The 15,332-nt window shown below is 38.6% G+C and carries 16 protein-coding genes and 2 pseudogenes; 5 read left to right on the top strand and 13 right to left on the bottom strand.

Annotation, left to right across the window (positions count from 1 at the left end; all coding sequences use genetic code 11):
- Window positions 1-281 precede the first annotated feature (281 nt).
- Window positions 282-1,755 (bottom strand): annotated as a pseudogene (gene tnpC, locus H6G97_RS33565) (IS66 family transposase).
- A gap of 154 nt (window positions 1,756-1,909) precedes the next feature.
- On the opposite strand from tnpC, the gene H6G97_RS33560 reads away from it, so the two are divergent.
- Window positions 1,910-2,713 (top strand): prohibitin family protein, encoded by an 804-nt coding sequence (locus H6G97_RS33560; RefSeq protein ID WP_190944754.1) that lies wholly within the window; start codon window positions 1,910-1,912, stop codon window positions 2,711-2,713.
- Between the two features lie 57 nt (window positions 2,714-2,770).
- Here H6G97_RS33560 and H6G97_RS33555 read toward each other — a convergent pair whose 3' ends face one another.
- On the bottom strand, window positions 2,771-3,202 hold the full coding sequence (locus H6G97_RS33555) for a DUF7980 family protein (protein WP_190944753.1): 432 nt from the start codon (window positions 3,200-3,202) through the stop codon (window positions 2,771-2,773).
- A gap of 149 nt (window positions 3,203-3,351) precedes the next feature.
- Window positions 3,352-4,134, bottom strand: a complete 783-nt coding sequence (locus H6G97_RS33550) for a phosphatase PAP2 family protein (protein WP_190944752.1) — start codon at window positions 4,132-4,134, stop codon at window positions 3,352-3,354.
- A gap of 343 nt (window positions 4,135-4,477) precedes the next feature.
- Between H6G97_RS33550 and H6G97_RS33545 the strand changes: the two genes are divergently transcribed.
- On the top strand, window positions 4,478-5,269 hold the full coding sequence (locus H6G97_RS33545) for a sulfite exporter TauE/SafE family protein (RefSeq protein ID WP_190944751.1): 792 nt from the start codon (window positions 4,478-4,480) through the stop codon (window positions 5,267-5,269).
- A gap of 73 nt (window positions 5,270-5,342) precedes the next feature.
- Here the strand turns inward: H6G97_RS33545 and H6G97_RS33540 are convergent, their stop codons facing one another.
- The 3 genes from H6G97_RS33540 to H6G97_RS33530 all read right to left on the bottom strand — a co-directional run bounded on the left by H6G97_RS33540 (window position 5,343) and on the right by H6G97_RS33530 (window position 7,051).
- The gene (locus H6G97_RS33540; protein WP_190944750.1) at window positions 5,343-5,540 is read right to left on the bottom strand and encodes a hypothetical protein; all 198 of its coding nucleotides are present in this window, start codon (window positions 5,538-5,540) and stop codon (window positions 5,343-5,345) included.
- Between the two features lie 47 nt (window positions 5,541-5,587).
- The gene (locus tag H6G97_RS33535; protein ID WP_242055568.1) at window positions 5,588-5,824 is read right to left on the bottom strand and encodes a hypothetical protein; all 237 of its coding nucleotides are present in this window, start codon (window positions 5,822-5,824) and stop codon (window positions 5,588-5,590) included.
- A 279-nt stretch (window positions 5,825-6,103) separates the two neighbouring features.
- The gene (locus H6G97_RS33530) at window positions 6,104-7,051 is read right to left on the bottom strand and encodes a D-2-hydroxyacid dehydrogenase (protein WP_190944749.1); all 948 of its coding nucleotides are present in this window, start codon (window positions 7,049-7,051) and stop codon (window positions 6,104-6,106) included.
- Window positions 7,052-7,983: 932 nt separating this feature from the next.
- Between H6G97_RS33530 and H6G97_RS33525 the strand changes: the two genes are divergently transcribed.
- The 3 genes from H6G97_RS33525 (at window position 7,984) to H6G97_RS33515 (ending at window position 11,263) form a co-directional block, all read left to right on the top strand.
- Window positions 7,984-9,087 carry a sulfonate ABC transporter substrate-binding protein gene (locus H6G97_RS33525; protein WP_190944748.1) on the top strand — a complete coding sequence of 368 codons (1,104 nt, stop codon included), beginning with the start codon at window positions 7,984-7,986 and terminating at the stop codon, window positions 9,085-9,087.
- 23 nt (window positions 9,088-9,110) lie between these two features.
- Window positions 9,111-9,932 (top strand): NADPH-dependent oxidoreductase, encoded by an 822-nt coding sequence (locus H6G97_RS33520; protein ID WP_190944747.1) that lies wholly within the window; start codon window positions 9,111-9,113, stop codon window positions 9,930-9,932.
- Between the two features lie 362 nt (window positions 9,933-10,294).
- A complete protein-coding gene (locus H6G97_RS33515; RefSeq protein ID WP_190944746.1) occupies window positions 10,295-11,263 on the top strand; it encodes a TauD/TfdA dioxygenase family protein in 969 nt (322 codons plus the stop codon).
- Between the two features lie 32 nt (window positions 11,264-11,295).
- Here the strand turns inward: H6G97_RS33515 and H6G97_RS33510 are convergent, their stop codons facing one another.
- From H6G97_RS33510 to H6G97_RS33480, 7 genes and pseudogenes are all read right to left on the bottom strand, one after another.
- The gene (locus H6G97_RS33510) at window positions 11,296-12,306 is read right to left on the bottom strand and encodes an Mrp/NBP35 family ATP-binding protein (RefSeq protein WP_190944745.1); all 1,011 of its coding nucleotides are present in this window, start codon (window positions 12,304-12,306) and stop codon (window positions 11,296-11,298) included.
- Window positions 12,307-12,490: 184 nt separating this feature from the next.
- Window positions 12,491-12,616 (bottom strand): DUF4058 family protein, encoded by a 126-nt coding sequence (locus tag H6G97_RS33505; protein ID WP_338421892.1) that lies wholly within the window; start codon window positions 12,614-12,616, stop codon window positions 12,491-12,493.
- Window positions 12,617-12,635: 19 nt separating this feature from the next.
- Window positions 12,636-13,598: a HEAT repeat domain-containing protein gene (locus H6G97_RS33500; RefSeq protein ID WP_190944744.1), complete on the bottom strand. Its 963-nt coding sequence runs from the start codon at window positions 13,596-13,598 to the stop codon at window positions 12,636-12,638.
- Between the two features lie 37 nt (window positions 13,599-13,635).
- Window positions 13,636-13,863: a 4Fe-4S dicluster domain-containing protein gene (locus H6G97_RS33495; RefSeq protein WP_069068766.1), complete on the bottom strand. Its 228-nt coding sequence runs from the start codon at window positions 13,861-13,863 to the stop codon at window positions 13,636-13,638.
- A 93-nt stretch (window positions 13,864-13,956) separates the two neighbouring features.
- Window positions 13,957-14,415 carry a GNAT family N-acetyltransferase gene (locus H6G97_RS33490; protein ID WP_242055566.1) on the bottom strand — a complete coding sequence of 153 codons (459 nt, stop codon included), beginning with the start codon at window positions 14,413-14,415 and terminating at the stop codon, window positions 13,957-13,959.
- A gap of 31 nt (window positions 14,416-14,446) precedes the next feature.
- Complete coding sequence (locus tag H6G97_RS33485) at window positions 14,447-15,160, bottom strand: class I SAM-dependent methyltransferase (RefSeq protein ID WP_190944742.1); 714 nt, start codon at window positions 15,158-15,160, stop codon at window positions 14,447-14,449.
- A pseudogene (locus H6G97_RS33480) lies at window positions 15,161-15,332 on the bottom strand (IS630 family transposase); the annotation flags it as partial.

Here is a 15,332-nt window from a genome sequence, read left to right as displayed (position 1 = left end):
ATCAAGATTTAGGTGTGGTTAAATATCTCCGAAAGCCACTCTCCAAGCTGGATTTATCTCCTTTTCCCGCACCCTCTTGACAAAAGTCCAATCATTCTAACCTCTCACGAATGTTCTCACCCTAAGTTATGTATTGGCTTAGGAACGAGTCACACATGCGTTTGCCCTGAGTATTTGAGTGAGTATACACTACAAAATCTACTGACGATTACAAGTAATCGTCAGTGTTTACACTTGAATAATATGACATACTCATATAAAAATTTTGTAAGGATTCAGGTCTAATATTTAGGAAGCAGAGACGGACAAGACTGATAACCAATAGAATTAGCCAGCAGTGCTTGTGCAAAAAAATCAATCACAGACCTACCTTGACGGCGGCAGGTTTGCACCACAGTCAACAAATTGGCAGTATGTTGAAACCGCTCCATTGAACGGGAACCACCGCTAACCTTACGTTTGGTAACAGCCAAACGAAGCGCTCGTTCAGCAAGATTGTTATCAGGAGGGACTTCAGGGTAGTCAAGAAAATACCACCATTGATTTGCTTTATCGCGCAAAGAACGTAAAAGCTGGCCTGCCGTTGCTCCTGCCTTGTCAATCCACTGATTGAGTGAGGAGTGCAACTTAGCTTTGAATTGATTGACCCAATCGTTATAACTACTTGAATCAAGAGTCTTAAACCATTGAGCATAGCTCCTAAAGGCTTCATCAATTAAATCAACAAACGCTTCACCAATAGCTTGGTTGTGAAGACCAGGAAGTATAATTAGTTTTTTGAAGTGACGACGTAGATGTGCTAAACATTTTTGCTGGGCAACAACTTGATAGCCATTGTAAACACTAAAATCGTCACTGCTGAGTACCCCTGCATATTTAGCCCCTAAAATCGTTTCTAATTCGGATCGTGAACGAGTGTCAGCCGCAGTAAACAGGCAGAAATCAGAATTGGCAACTACCCACAACCATTCTTTGATTCCTTTAACTGACCAAGGCGTTTCATCCACATGAATATTAGGTTGTGTCTGTTTTATCCAACTGCTTAATTCAGTAATGCTTGGTTCAATTGCTTGTTGTATTCGTTCATTGGTTGCGACTAAAGTACCAACCCCGATTTCTACTCCTCCCAATTCCCACAGCATTTCTTGCTGTTTTTCATAGGGTAGATGCCCGTAATTATTTACCCACCCTAAAAAAGCTTGCAACCTAACTCCCAAGTCTTGTCCTGGAACTATATCACCAGACCAATCCGCAGCTTGTAAGTTTCCACAATGCGAACATTTGCATATATGCCGATGATATTCGACGATTTCGATTGGCCGTTCCACTAACTGGGCAACCTGTTGTGTTTCAATTTTCACAGCTTCACTAGAAAATTTTGCGTTACCACAACAGGTGCAAAACTCCGGACGTAAAATTTCAAAACGGTCGATTCTTCCAAACCCTTTACGAGTTTTGCCCTGATGTCCGGGTTGCCCTCCTGGGAAAGCGTTTGGCACGATTCGATTCAAGCTCGTTTTCTGATTTTTTATTTTCAGATTTTTTCAGGATGTCCCCAGATGGCGGTTTTGAAGATGTCTTGCTATCAAGGTCTCGACTAACACTCAGCCGCCCTACCTATTGTTTGAGTTCTTCTATTGTTGCTTGTAACTGCTGAATAACGATCGCCTGCTCAATGATTATATCCACCAACTCTTCTTTGGACAGCTGGTTAAGACTTTTCCGATCGATTTGTTGAGGCACGTTGAGGTTCATGATTGTGATAGTCCACTCCAAGCGTCCCCTTTGTCAATACCCTGCCACCTGAATCCTTACAAAATTTTATACATCTGACTATCTTTATCGATTTAATGTAGTATGATTAATAATCATTAATAAATTACCGAATACAGCCATCGTCTTGGTAAATATGAAACAAATTAAATTCACAAATAGTGCTGGTAAAATAACTGCACTTTTATTTTTAATTACAATTTTACTGACACCTTTTATGGTTGTCAATGCTGGAGAACGTGGGGTATTAATGCAGTTTGGAGAGGTACAAGAAACAGTATTAAGCGAAGGAATACATATAATAATTCCCATTTTAAATACAGTCAAAAAAATCAGTGTGAGAGTTCAAAAACAAGAAATATCTGCTGAAGCTTCTTCTAAAGATTTGCAAGATATTTTTACAGATATAGCATTAAACTGGCACGTTATTCCTGAAGAAACCAATATAATGTTTCAAGAAATTGGTGATGAAAAAGACCTAGTTGATAAAATCATAAATCCTGCGGTAGAAGAAGTTTTAAAAGCAGTTATAGCAAGGTATACCGCAGAAGAAATAGTTACTAAACGAGGAGAAGTAAAATCTGGAATTGACAATACATTAATAGCAAGATTGCATGAATACCATATTGCAGTTGATGATATTTCATTGGTTAATGTCAATTTTTCGGATAAATTCAGTGAAGCAGTTGAGTCCAAGCAAATTGCAAAACAAGATGCCAAACGAGCAAATTTTATCGCAATAAAAGCTACTAAAGAAGCAGAAGCTAAGGTTAATTTGGCTAAGGGAGAAGCAGAAATAAACAGATTATTGCATGATAGTTTGACTAATGAGATTTTAGAAAGGCAGGCAATAGAAAAATGGGATGGTAGATTACCTTTAATTATGACTAAGGATGCTCCTAAACTTTTAAATATAAATGATATTTTAAAATTAAAATAATTTGACTATGATGTAGCAATCGGTTTTTATTTCTGTAAGAGTATTCCAACTAAAAATTTAATCAACTACCGAAAAAAAGCTAGGAGTATCGAGAATTTTAAAGTGGATTAATGCCAGAATCAAAAAGGTATAGGCAGTTGAAGAAACTAAACGTGTCAATAGTTCTTTTTTGACGTTATGCTCTTGAGTTTGTTTTTGTAATACATCAATTGCACCTGCTTGCATCAACAGAATACCAATAATATTAGATAACCAGTAACCAATTATAACGCAAGGCATAAGTAATTTAGGAGCAAAAAGACTACAAACATAACCGAAAAAATAAGCAATTGGTAAATTGAATACTAGATCATTCCACCAGCATAATGGTGATAATAAATATCCAATCATTAAGAAAAATCCACCTCTGAGCTTCTGCAATAAAGGTTTGGGTAAATTTTCTGGACTTTGTGATAACAACTCTTGACCACTCTTTTCGATTTCATTCATAACTTGTACAGTAATTTGATCAATTAACCGTACTTTATAATGAAAATTCCAAAAAGTCTAGAGCTAAATAGAAGTTGAAATCCCAAAACTTGGTTAACTATACGTAAAGCTTTTGTATTAATAAATTCTATGTAAACATCTGAAAATTTTTATTCTTTAGTGAGTAATTCCTGTTCTTCAGGAAGTAACTTCGTTTCACTCACTAGTTTTTCACTGGTAATATTTGCTGACTGTGATAATGGTCGAATAATAAAACTCACGCCAATTGCCCAAGCGATCGCTACCATCCAACCTGCAATAATGTCACTGGGAAAGTGTACTCCCAAATATAGGCGTGTCCAGCCAATGGCCAAGAGATACACACTACCCAAAATCACCGTTAACCAGCACCAAATACTACCCCAAGTTAAAACTACCAAAAGAGTAATCAACGTCATACTCGTCATAGCATGACCACTGGGGAATGAATAATCAAACTCTGGAGCAACTGAAGTCCACAAATCAGGACGTACTCTATGCCAAAATTCTTTGGCTGTGCGGTTGATCGTAGCACTACCAGCAGCAGTAATCAGTAAATACGTGAGCGATCGCCAGCGACGTTGCACTAGTAAAATAAGTGTGATCGCACTCAGAACAGGTAACACAGTCCGAAAAGAACCCAATTTTGTCACAATTGTGGCGAATACATCTAACTGTGGCTGTGCTAGAGAGTGAACAGTCACCAGAATCGGTAAATCCCAAGGGAAACCACCCTCGTTGTATCGCACCTCTAACGCCAGCAGCCCAAAAATTTGCAGTGGTAAATATATCCCCACGAACAGCAGCAACAGAGAACGCCAATAGGTAATTAACAAATTTTGCACAAACCCGATAGGCGATCGCAACTTTGGCGTTTGTTGATTTTCATTGTTGACTTTTTCTAACTCTGGCATATTAAATACGGCAGAAGCTTGTTATTAATGTAGTTTTTTGAAATACTACTATATTCTTCTTACTGAAGTCAAAATCTTTGTTATTAATCGTTTTTAGAAAAAAATAAATATTTTTTTGTATTTATACATTAATTTTGTATCACTTTGCAAAAACATAGACTTTTACTATTTTTGATTTTAAAATACGGTAAGTCGGTCAGTATTTAGTATTTTGTGAGATTTTTTCAGCAGCCATTCAAAACTTGCAGTTACATGAAACGTTCTGCACACCAGCGTTACAACCAGTCTTTTAGTTTCAGTGAAACCAAGACGCATTCGCAAAACCCCGGTTAAGGACAGGAGTATGGATTTTTTATTATTGCCTCTCTTCAGCTTTCTAGTTGGTATTATTGTTGGTTTGACAGGAATTGGTGGTGCTTCTCTTATCACTCCAATGTTGATTTTTATTTTTCAAGTACCACCTGCTGTAGCAATAAGTTCTGATGTAGTGGCAGCGACGTTAATGAAAGTCGTTGGTAGCATCAAACATTGGCAGCAAGAAACCCTCGATAGAGAAGTAGTTAAATGGCTGGCTTTGGGGAGTGTTCCTGGTTCTTTGTTGGGAGTAGGGATACTGCATTTGATTAAACTCAAGTCCGAGCAAAACCTGAACAACATCATGCTGCATTTATTGGGTGTAACGATTTTATCAGTCACTCTTTTAACTTTGGTGCAAATGCTGCTATTGACCTTCTTTCCACAATTACAACTACCTGAACTACCCAAATTTGACTTAACCACTCAACTAGGACGCTTGCAGACAGTAAGTGTAGGAGCATTTTTAGGCTGTATTGTCGGCCTAACAAGTGTCGCTTCTGGTTCAATGTTTGCTTTGGCGCTGATTGCATTTTTTCGTTTGGATGCACGGAAGTTAGTTGGTACAGATATTTCCCAAGCCGCAATTCTCCTACTATTTACTGCTGTTGGACATCTTACCTTGGGGACAGTTGATTGGAGTTTAGTATTACCGATATGGCTCGGCTCAGTACCAGGAGTATTGCTAGGAGCTAAAATCTGTCAAATTGCGCCGCAAAAACCACTGCGGTTTATGGTTTACTTTATATTAATGATGGTGAGCTTAAAGTTAGTTTATTAGACAAAGAGCTTCACATTTGTCTACTTACAAAACATGGCAATACTAGGTAACAAGTGTTGATGCCCATGAATGATTAAGAAGATTTGAATTTATGGAAGTGCATTTTTGTTGGCCGCGGTTCAGGGCTATTGTCTTTTGGTAACTCCCAGATATCTCGTCTTGGCTGTTGTTCATCGCCTAATAACTGAAGATGAGTTGGTGGTTGGGGCGGTTGCCCAAATAACCAAGGCACTCCATCTAATAACTCTCTTTCAACTTGTCCATTAAACATCTGCTCACCGTTATTAGGCGTAAGCTGTGACTATTAATTGCTCGTAATTAGGTTGTAATTTTTAGTGCTGATTTCCCTAAAGACAAACAAATTGCATCATTTTGCGGTGTATGAATGCGACTGCAAAGTACATCTCGATAATGTCTTTCCAGAGGATTTTTTTTGGATAAACCAGGATTACCAATCAGTTCGAGTCCAATTGCCAAACCCCCAGAATCAGTTCCCACCTGACTGTGTGTTAACGTCGCAATTTCATCGTCAATACGCATCTTCCACAGGGTCAAGTCGCTTCGCTCCAATTAAAAATTAAAAATTATTAATTAAAAATTGCAATCAGTGGGAGCTTGAACCCACCACTGATTGTAGACCACTAAATCTTTGATTTAGTGGGGGCTTGTACCCAAAATTAATTAATTAAAAATTATTATTTCTTTCAATTTTTAATCTTTAATTTTTAATTAAAACTGGTCAAAACCGCGAATCAAAAGTGTTGTCACTAAGAGGCTACTGATTTGTTGTGATCTGGACTGTGAGAGAGGAATCATCAAAATAGTCCAAATGAATTAATAACCTACTGTTTGATCTACGATGTTACGTAGAGGTTGTCCTTGGTGATAACGTGTGAAATTATCTAGGAACAGAGCTAGCGATCGCTCATTAACTCTGGGAGAATTACCAGAACAGTGGGGTGTAATAAAAACATTAGGCAAAGACCACAATGGACTTTCTGCTGGTAATGGTTCTGTAAACACAGTATCTATTGCAGCTCCGGCAATTTCACCATCTTCTAAGGCTTTAACCAGTGCAAATTCATCTACAATTGCACCACGAGCGATATTAATTAAATAAGCACTCTTACGCATCAAGCGCAGTACCTCAGCATCAATTATGCCTTTAGTATCCCAAGTCAAAGGTGTAGCAATTACAACATAGTCACATTCGCCCAAGAGTGCTTTCCATTCATCTGCACCCACTACTTTGTCAAAGTTAGGTAGTGGTTGCGGGTGACGACGACTTCCAAAAATCCGCATCCCAAAAGCTTTAGCACGGGAAGCAATTTCTTGCCCAATTCCCCCTGCACCGATAATTAATAAGGTTTTATCTAGCAATTCTTGAATTGGCAGACCTTTTTGCCAACGGTGTTGAGTCTGTTGTTGGTGTAATTTGGATAGTTGTTTGGCATAGGAAAGCATATAGGCAATGACGAATTCGGCAATGGGAATCGCGTGAACTCCCGCGCCGTTAGTCAAAATGAGGTTGCGTTCTATATATTTGGGTGTAATGATGTGATTTACACCCGCATTTGGCGCATGATGCCAACGCAATTGCGGCGCAGATTCTAAGACTCGATGCAATGTTGTTGGTTTCAAGAAAAACCAGCTAAAGTAAACCTCAGCATCTGTAGCATCGCCATCTAAGTTGCCTTCGCTGTCAACACGCACAACTACTATGTCATCAGGTAGATGAGCTTCAAGTTCCGTGGCTACGTCTGTTGGTAGAATAATTTTCAAAGCTGATAACTCCCTTAACAGTCGCTTTGTCGGTAAGTTTTAAGGGGTGCATCTGGGCACTTGGTTGCAGATATTATTCGGACAAAAAATAATGCAGATATGTCATTTTACCTTTTGAATTGGAGATAGGAAATTAGGAAGATGCGATGTCTCTATTGCTTCTGCTTATATTTACACCTTTGTTGATAAGTAAAAAAGCAGGTGCGACGATCCGCCTAGATTTAAAAATTCTATCCATGACATTCTCGCACCCACCTCAACTGCAAAAAGGTATCCATCCCCGTACAACACATTGCAACTTAGTGCTTTGCTCAAAAAAGCACAGCCTTCAGTGACAATGATAACTGTGTGCGAACAAAGCGCCAAAGTTGGGGCGATGGGCTTACACCCCACCTTTGCTGCGGAACGCTACGCAAACTGGGATCGCACTTTAATATTTACTACTAATTGTTGGTCAAGTTACCGGAGTTTATACATAAAAGAGCTTTACACACTTTTTCCAAAAAATCAAGAGCTATCTTAATAAAAGTTAAAACCGATTGAATTAAGTTGTAATAAATAGTAAAAGCTTGTCGATCTGCAAAAAGCTTTATTTCAGAGAATCGAGCCGAAAAAGTTCAATCTGTGGCAATTTTAGTAAAATTCGGAAATTTTGCGAATTTACTGCGATTTGGTATTAAAAAGCTGACATACCAGATTTTGTTAACACAAGCAACTATATTTTGAGATTGAATTTATAGCTGTAACTACTCATTTACTAAAATTTTTATGGGATGCTACTATGTTATAAAAAATAAAATGCTGTAAATTGACCGACTTAGTGTAAATTAAGTAGACATATAAATTTAGCCAAATTATCATCACTTACTTGGTCTAACAATCCTGGCAATGAATAAACTTAGCATTTTCCCTAACAAAGGAGGTAAAGATTAATGTTTAATTTTTTATTTAAGCGCATAAGAATCTATTGCCAAAAATGGGTTATTTTTAGATTTGCTAGTCAAACCCGGTTATTATCAATTGTTCCTATACAAATTACTGGCACTTTTATTACTGGCTTATGCCTCAGCTTGCTATTTGCTGCTTGTACAGCAAATAATCCAAGTAATACTACAACTGTATCTGCCAATGATTCCACTCAAACCAAAGCATCAGTAGTCAGATTTGGCTATCAAAAATCAGCAATTATCCTAAAAAGTAAAGGGCTTTTAGAAAAGCGATTACAACCTGAAGGTGTATCTGTTGAATGGATTGAATTTCCGGCTGGGCCACAGCTTTTAGAAGCTATGAATGTTGGCAGTATTGACTTAGGACATACTGGAGAATCACCACCAATTTTTGCTCAAGCAGGAGGTACTGCAATCACATATATCGCAGGAATCGCCCCAAGTCCTGCTAGTTCAGCAATTCTTGTTTCCAAAAATTCTGCCATCAAAACAGTCAATGATCTCAAAGGGAAAAAGATTGCTTTGCAAAAAGGCTCTAGCGCCCATTATATGCTAGTACAAATTTTAGAAAAATATGGTTTAAAATATAGTGATATTCAACCCATATATTTACCACCAGCCGATGCTCGGGCTGCTTTTGTCAGAGGTAGTATTGATGCTTGGTCAATTTGGGACCCATTCTACGCAGCAGCCGAGAAATCTGGCGATGCTCGTGTATTAATTGATGGCACAGGAATTAATAAACAGGGAGGATATTACCTTGCCAGCCAAAAATTTGCTAGCCAACAACAAGAAATTATTAAGACATTACTAGAAGAGATTCAAAATTTTGAACAATGGTCTGATCAACATCGAGATGAAGTAGCTGCAAGTCTCTCTCCCATTTTGGGCATTGATTTAGAAACAATGAAAAAGACTACTAACAGAAGAAAGTTTGGCATCACACCAATCTCTCAAGAATTAATTACTCTTCAGCAGCAAGTTGCTGATAAATTCTATGAATTGAAATTGATTCCCAAACAAATTAACGTCAAAGAAGCGATGCTTACACCTGGGCAATATGCAGCTTTTTCACCCAAAGTTAAATAATTCGTAATTAGTAGTTCGTAATTATGACCAATCCTACTGAGTTATTCCATCGTCGTTATGGCGTAGACGCGTTCAATGCAGATATTCCTTGGAATGAGACAATATCTCATTTACTGTCCCACCGTTCAATTCGCGCTTACTTGAGCGATCCGCTACCATCAAATACTCTAGAAACTTTGGTAGCAGCAGCCCAATCTGCATCGACTTCCTCAAATCTCCAGACGTGGAGTGTAATTGCAGTAGAAGATGCACAACGTAAGGAGAAGTTATCGCAGTTGGCGAATAACCAAGCGCATATTCGCCAGTGTCCTTTATTTCTGGTGTGGTTAGCAGATTTGGCGAGATTAACATCTGTCGCTGAAAGTCAAGGATTACCCCATGAAGGTTTAGATTATCTGGAAATGTTTCTGATGGCGGCTATAGATGCAGCATTAGCAGCGCAAAATGCTGTTGTCGCTGCCGAATCTCTGGGTTTGGGAACAGTTTATATTGGTGCATTGCGTAACCGTCCAGAAGAAGTGGCAGAAGTTTTAAATTTACCGCCTCATGTCTTTGCCGTTTTTGGCTTGTGTGTTGGTTATGCAGATTCATCCGTAAATGTGGAAGTTAAACCGCGTTTACCCCAAGCAGCAGTATTGCATCGGGAGACTTATCAATTAGAGAAACAAGATGAGGAAATTGCTCTTTATAACCAAATCATGAAAGCATTCTACAATTCCCAACAGATGAATGTTGCCGGCGATTGGTCAGAACACTCAGCTAAACGAGTAGCGTTTGCTGAATCTCTATCGGGACGCGATCGCTTGCAGGAAGCTTTGAAAAATTTGGGTTTTAAGTTGCGATGAAAAGGTACTGGGTGCTGAGTGAAAAAATCAGTACCCAGTCCACGAATTGGGGAGAATTTTTAAACGCAGAGGGTCGCGGAGGATTTGGAAGATGCACTGATACCACCAGGATTCACGAATCAGTATCAGTAATTTAAATTCGATTTGCAAATATTAAAAGCCTCAGATCCCCGATTTTTTCAAAAAATCGGGGATCTTTTTGTCCCATTTAAAATAAAATACTGTAAGTTGATAAATTTACAGTATAATAATTTTTGGCTACGATCGCATCCTTCGAGATATTGCTGGTATTGGATTGCAACACGAAGGAAGTGAACGAGTGCGAACACAGCTATATATTGGGTACAACCCTGGAGATTTATATGAGCAACAAGCATATTGAAGTCAAACCGGTAGCTGGTTTCATCGGTGCAGAAATCAGTGGTGTAGACTTGTCGCGTCCTCTGCATGATGAAGCGGTTGCCGAAATTCGGGAAGCATGGTTGAAGTGGAAAGTTATCTTCTTTCGCGGTCAGAACATCGATCATGCTGCACAGATTGCGTTCACATCTCGTTTCGGCGAAGTGACTTATGCACATCCCCATGAGGATGAGCCAATCGAAGGCTTCTCACAAATACTGCCGATTGATCGCAGTCGCTACGAACGCCGCAATGGACTGCGCCGTTCTAGCTACGAAAGCCGTTGGCATACCGATGTCACAGCAGTTGTTAACCCACCAGCAGGGTCTATTTTACGTGCGGTGAATGTCCCCAGCATTGGCGGTGATACACAATGGACTAATCTAGTTGCAGCCTACGAGGGTCTATCAGAACCTCTACGGAAGTTAGCAGATACATTAAAAGCAGAACATCGGTTCAATGCTCGGTTACGGATACCAAGCAATAGCAAACTCGCCCAGCGCATTGCAGCTAATCCATTGGTTTCTATTCACCCAGTCGTGCGGGTTCATCCAGAGACAGGCGAACGTGCATTATTCGTCAATCCTGGCTTCACTTCCCACATTCTGGATGTGTCACCACAAGAAAGCGAACTATTACTTGAGTTGTTTTTCAACCAAATCACCAAACCTGCTTACACCACCCGCTTCCGTTGGAACAATGGCGATATTGCATTCTGGGACAACCGCGCCACCTCGCATTTAGCCCCACAAGATTTGGATCATATAGAAGTTGAGCGCGTACTCTATCGCACTACCATCACAGGTGATGTTCCAGTAGGGGTTGATGGTTTCCGTTCACAAGTGGTTGAAGGTGAGCCGTTAACCAGTGAATTACCGACTGTCCTCAAGCAGAAAACCGAGAAACTAGAAGCCCAACCAGTGCTGGCGTAAGCTAGATAGTTTTAAACTAGGCTGTGAAATATCTACGCAGCCTGGTTTTTAAAAGTTGCATTAAGTGATATTGCAATTTTTCTAAAAACCTCACTGGCTGAAGAAGCTTGTTCACTAATTGCGATCGGATTTCCAGTATCTCCACCGATACAAATGTGGGGATCAATGGGAATTTGTCCCAACAGAGGCGCAAGTAATTCTGCGGCCAGCTGTTCACCGCCACCACTACCAAAAATCGGTGTCCGTGAACCACAATCATCGCAAATTAAATAACTCATATTTTCAATGATGCCAAGCACAGGAACACCCACTTGGCGAAACATATATATATTACGTCGTACATCTGCAACAGCCACTTGTTGAGGAGTTGTCACTAAAATAACTCCGCAAATTGGACTTTCTTGGATAATTGTAATTTGAGCATCACCTGTACCGGGAGGTAAATCTATCAATAAATAATCTAATTCACCCCATTCCACATCTTGCAGAAATTGCGTAATAATTTTGTGTAATACAGGCCCCCGCCATGCCAAAGGGCGATTTGCTTCTGCAAGTAAACCCACTGACATTATTTTTATTCCCTGAACTTCTAGAGGTAAAAACTTATCACCTGTGGGAGTATTAATCACTTGAATATCAGCTTGTCCTAAACCCAACATTTGGGGAATATTGGGGCCATAAACATCAGCATCTAATAGTCCTACTTTTGCACCTTGTAATTTTAAAGCTGCGGCTAGATTAACGGCTGTTGTGGATTTACCCACACCACCTTTACCACTAGAAATTGCAAGAGTTATTTTAACACCGGGAATTGTACAAATTTGAATATAAGTTTTTTTACACCAAGATAGAGATGATAATTTAGATTCAATCTCTGGCTGTAATTGGTGCTGATGAAAACCAATATATAAACGCAAGTATATATAATCATCAACTATGCGTAAGTTTCGTACCATTCCCAAACTAACGATGTCATTTTTTAAGTTAGGTTCAATGATTTGTTTGAGTAATTGGACGACTTCTTGCTGATGGTCTGTAGTCATATCTTCTGAATGTTAGAAGGGATATTTTTGTACCTCATGTTGGTGTAAGTTCTCCTAGAAAATTTGAAATATACTATGTAGCCTTTATATTAGCCAAATATCGTAAAGATAATTTACCTCGCTCCTCTATGGAAACTCGGTATTTAGGGGCTATTTGAGGAGTTAGATCATCAGCGTAGATGCGTTAGCGTAGCCTCTCGTAGAGAAGCAGCTTGTCGTCAGACATCGCTACAATCAAACGATTATGAATTTGATGCCAAAGTTCAGGCTGTTCCAAATACGGGTTCATTCCAGGAAATGGATTTCCCATTGCGCTTTCCCTTAGTTATTTATTGCTCCCTTGAGACTATTTTAGCTGTTTGAACTTTCTGAATTGCCCGTTGCGCTTGGATAGATACTTCTTTATCAGGATCATCTAAGGCTTGTTGTAAGGGGTTAATAACGTCAGGGTGAGCTAAATTCCCAAGTGCGATCGCAGCTTCTTTGCGAACATCTGCATATTCATCTGTTAATGCTTGAATTAATCTCGGTATAACTTGAATATGTGGGATTTTTTGCAAAGCTTGTGCTGCTGATTTGCGTACTTGCCAATGTTCATCACTTAAAGCTATTTCTAATGCTGAAATTGCTTGATTATTTGCATGAATCGCCAGAGATTTAGCTGCATTTCGGCGAACTTGCCAATCACTATCATTTGTGAGTGCTTGAGAAAGTATTGTAATCACTTCTGCATCTTGTAAATGTTCTAAAGTTAAAGCAGCAGCACGACGTACACTTGCTTCCTCATCAAAGATTAAATTTAAAGCTTGGGGACATTTTTCTAGTTGATTGATATATCGCAGTGTCGTAACGGCTGCTTCTCTTAACTCAGGATTTTTTGATTCTAAAAAGGGCAAAATGTCGGGTAAAGATTGAATATCATGTCTCTTCCGCAAAAGTACTAAAATATTTAATTGAAGATTTATATCATTACTTTGGAGTTTATCTAGTAAAAGTAACAATTCATCTTGTGTAACTAACTCGTTTAATGCTGATGCAGCTTCAGTGCGAATATCTGTATCTGCTGAACCGAGGCTTTCAATTAAGGCAGGGATGGCAACGGGATTAGCAATTTCCCAAAGAGCAGCGATCGCTATTTTTTGGACAGCAATATTTTCATCTTTCAAAGCGATAATTAAAGCGTCTATTGTTTCTTCATCGCCTAAATGTTGTAAGGTTTTGACGGCTACTAAGCGGTCATTTACATCAGGCGATCGCAGCCTTTCTAGCCAATGTTTGAGGTCATCATTCATTATTTTTACCACAGAAGCACAGAGTTACAGAGAATCTTTAACGTAATAAAAAGGGAATTTGTACTGTAATTGCATTAGTAGGACATTCTTTTTCACAAGGTAGACAAAACCAGCACTCATCATATTTCATGTAAGCTTTGCCTGTCTCTGGATTCTTCGCCAACACATCTAAAGGACAAACCTCAATACAAGCTGTACATTTTTCTAAACATTTCGATTCATCAACGATGACAGGAACATCTATTCTTTGTGTGATTAAAGCCATACATTTATTACTCCCTAATTCAATTAATAAACTTTAAACGAAAAATTATAATCCTTCCGACGGATTAACTCCAGTAATCATTTTTTAAGTTATTTACTCTTGAGACTGTAATTTTTTATAGAATGTCGCCGACTGTTTGATATTCGTATAACCAATTTTTTCATAAAACAAGTGAGCCTCTTTACGTTTAATATTAGAACGGAGTATGACTCCTTCACAGCCAAGCATATTAGCCCACTGTTCAACTTGTTGCATTAAAAGCCTTCCAATTCCATTATGTCGATAATTTTTATCTACCACTAAACCGAAAATGATTGCTTGGGTAGGAATAATTATTAATTCTGAAATATGAGCGTGTGCCCAACCAATTACATATTCATCTTCTAAAATTGCAACATACACAATATGAGCATCGTTATTTTTAATTTTAGTAAGGCGCTGTCCTATTTGTTGATTTGTCACAGAATACTCAAGTTGTTCGCAAAGACTAGCAATTCTTTCTACATCTTTAATCTCAGCTTGTCTAATTTTAATTGTCTGACCTCTAGTCATTTGAATGGCCATAAGTTTAAATCACATTTATTCAGTTATTCAACGTTGCACGGATAAAACGATAACCCAAATCCATCTCCATTAAATTACGAACATCACCATATTTATTTACCCATTCACCACTACTTAAATCTGCTGCCAATAACTGTAATCCTTTATTTATTAAATCTTGATTGCCTAACGCAAAAAATGATATTCCAGCACGTACTTCTGGTAGAAGATATAACTCTGGTCGTCTCCAGGCTGCTGCTGCGAATAAATCAGATAAATCGTATGGTAATAAAAGGGGTATGACTTCAATATGCTTTTGAGTATTACTCTGAATTAAGTTTATCTGTTCGTTAAGTGGTAAAAATCGTAAAGCATCTTCCCACAAAAACGGGAAATAATCATAAAGCCATATTTTCTCAGCAAACCTAATATCAAAAGTTAGCAAAACTATTGTCCCGTCCATAATAATTCGTTGCATTTCTTGAAACGCTTTTTCGAGATGAGTAAAGTGATGAATTGCTAGGATACTTATAACGCCATCAACAGACTTATCTGGTAAAGGTAAATTTTCTGCATAGTTAGCAAACCACTTAACTTGTGGATGTTCTACTGCTTGTTTTTGCATTACTAAAGAAGGTTCAATAGCATTAACAAGAAATCCTTTGTTAGCTAGGGCTAGACTGTAACCACCAGTACCAGCCCCAATATCAGCAATAATGCTACCTTTGGATAAATTGAGTAAGCTAATCGGCATTTAAGCTGCAATATAACTGAAATTACCTTTGTTTTTGATTTTCCGATGCCACTTAATGGCTAACTCGCCTTGATTCAACAAGTTATCTAGCAGTGATTTTAACTCATCCAGTGATTTAAATAAACGATGAGCAATATATTCCTTACATGAATGCCAGACTAACTCGATAATG

This window comes from Nostoc flagelliforme FACHB-838, assembly GCF_014698065.1.
In the GTDB taxonomy this organism is placed as follows: domain Bacteria; phylum Cyanobacteriota; class Cyanobacteriia; order Cyanobacteriales; family Nostocaceae; genus Nostoc; species Nostoc flagelliforme_B.
Note: the sequence above shows the minus strand (reverse complement) of the source record. Positions and strands in the feature narration are given on the sequence as shown.

Bases quoted from the DNA above. Each gene is read 5' to 3' on its own strand.
- H6G97_RS33490 (WP_242055566.1), bottom strand. From the start codon at position 14,415: ATGACTAGAGGTCAGACAATTAAAATTAGACAAGCTGAGATTAAAGAT.
- H6G97_RS33545 (WP_190944751.1), top strand. From the start codon at position 4,478: ATGGATTTTTTATTATTGCCTCTCTTCAGCTTTCTAGTTGGTATTATT.
- H6G97_RS33540 (WP_190944750.1), bottom strand. From the start codon at position 5,540: ATGTTTAATGGACAAGTTGAAAGAGAGTTATTAGATGGAGTGCCTTGG.
- H6G97_RS33505 (WP_338421892.1), bottom strand. From the start codon at position 12,616: ATGGGAAATCCATTTCCTGGAATGAACCCGTATTTGGAACAGCCTGAA.
- H6G97_RS33555 (WP_190944753.1), bottom strand. From the start codon at position 3,202: ATGAATGAAATCGAAAAGAGTGGTCAAGAGTTGTTATCACAAAGTCCA.
- H6G97_RS33495 (WP_069068766.1), bottom strand. From the start codon at position 13,863: ATGGCTTTAATCACACAAAGAATAGATGTTCCTGTCATCGTTGATGAA.
- H6G97_RS33550 (WP_190944752.1), bottom strand. From the start codon at position 4,134: ATGCCAGAGTTAGAAAAAGTCAACAATGAAAATCAACAAACGCCAAAG.
- H6G97_RS33560 (WP_190944754.1), top strand. From the start codon at position 1,910: ATGAAACAAATTAAATTCACAAATAGTGCTGGTAAAATAACTGCACTT.
- H6G97_RS33515 (WP_190944746.1), top strand. From the start codon at position 10,295: ATGAGCAACAAGCATATTGAAGTCAAACCGGTAGCTGGTTTCATCGGT.
- H6G97_RS33525 (WP_190944748.1), top strand. From the start codon at position 7,984: ATGTTTAATTTTTTATTTAAGCGCATAAGAATCTATTGCCAAAAATGG.
- H6G97_RS33510 (WP_190944745.1), bottom strand. From the start codon at position 12,306: ATGACTACAGACCATCAGCAAGAAGTCGTCCAATTACTCAAACAAATC.
- H6G97_RS33520 (WP_190944747.1), top strand. From the start codon at position 9,111: ATGACCAATCCTACTGAGTTATTCCATCGTCGTTATGGCGTAGACGCG.
- H6G97_RS33500 (WP_190944744.1), bottom strand. From the start codon at position 13,598: ATGAATGATGACCTCAAACATTGGCTAGAAAGGCTGCGATCGCCTGAT.
- H6G97_RS33485 (WP_190944742.1), bottom strand. From the start codon at position 15,160: ATGCCGATTAGCTTACTCAATTTATCCAAAGGTAGCATTATTGCTGAT.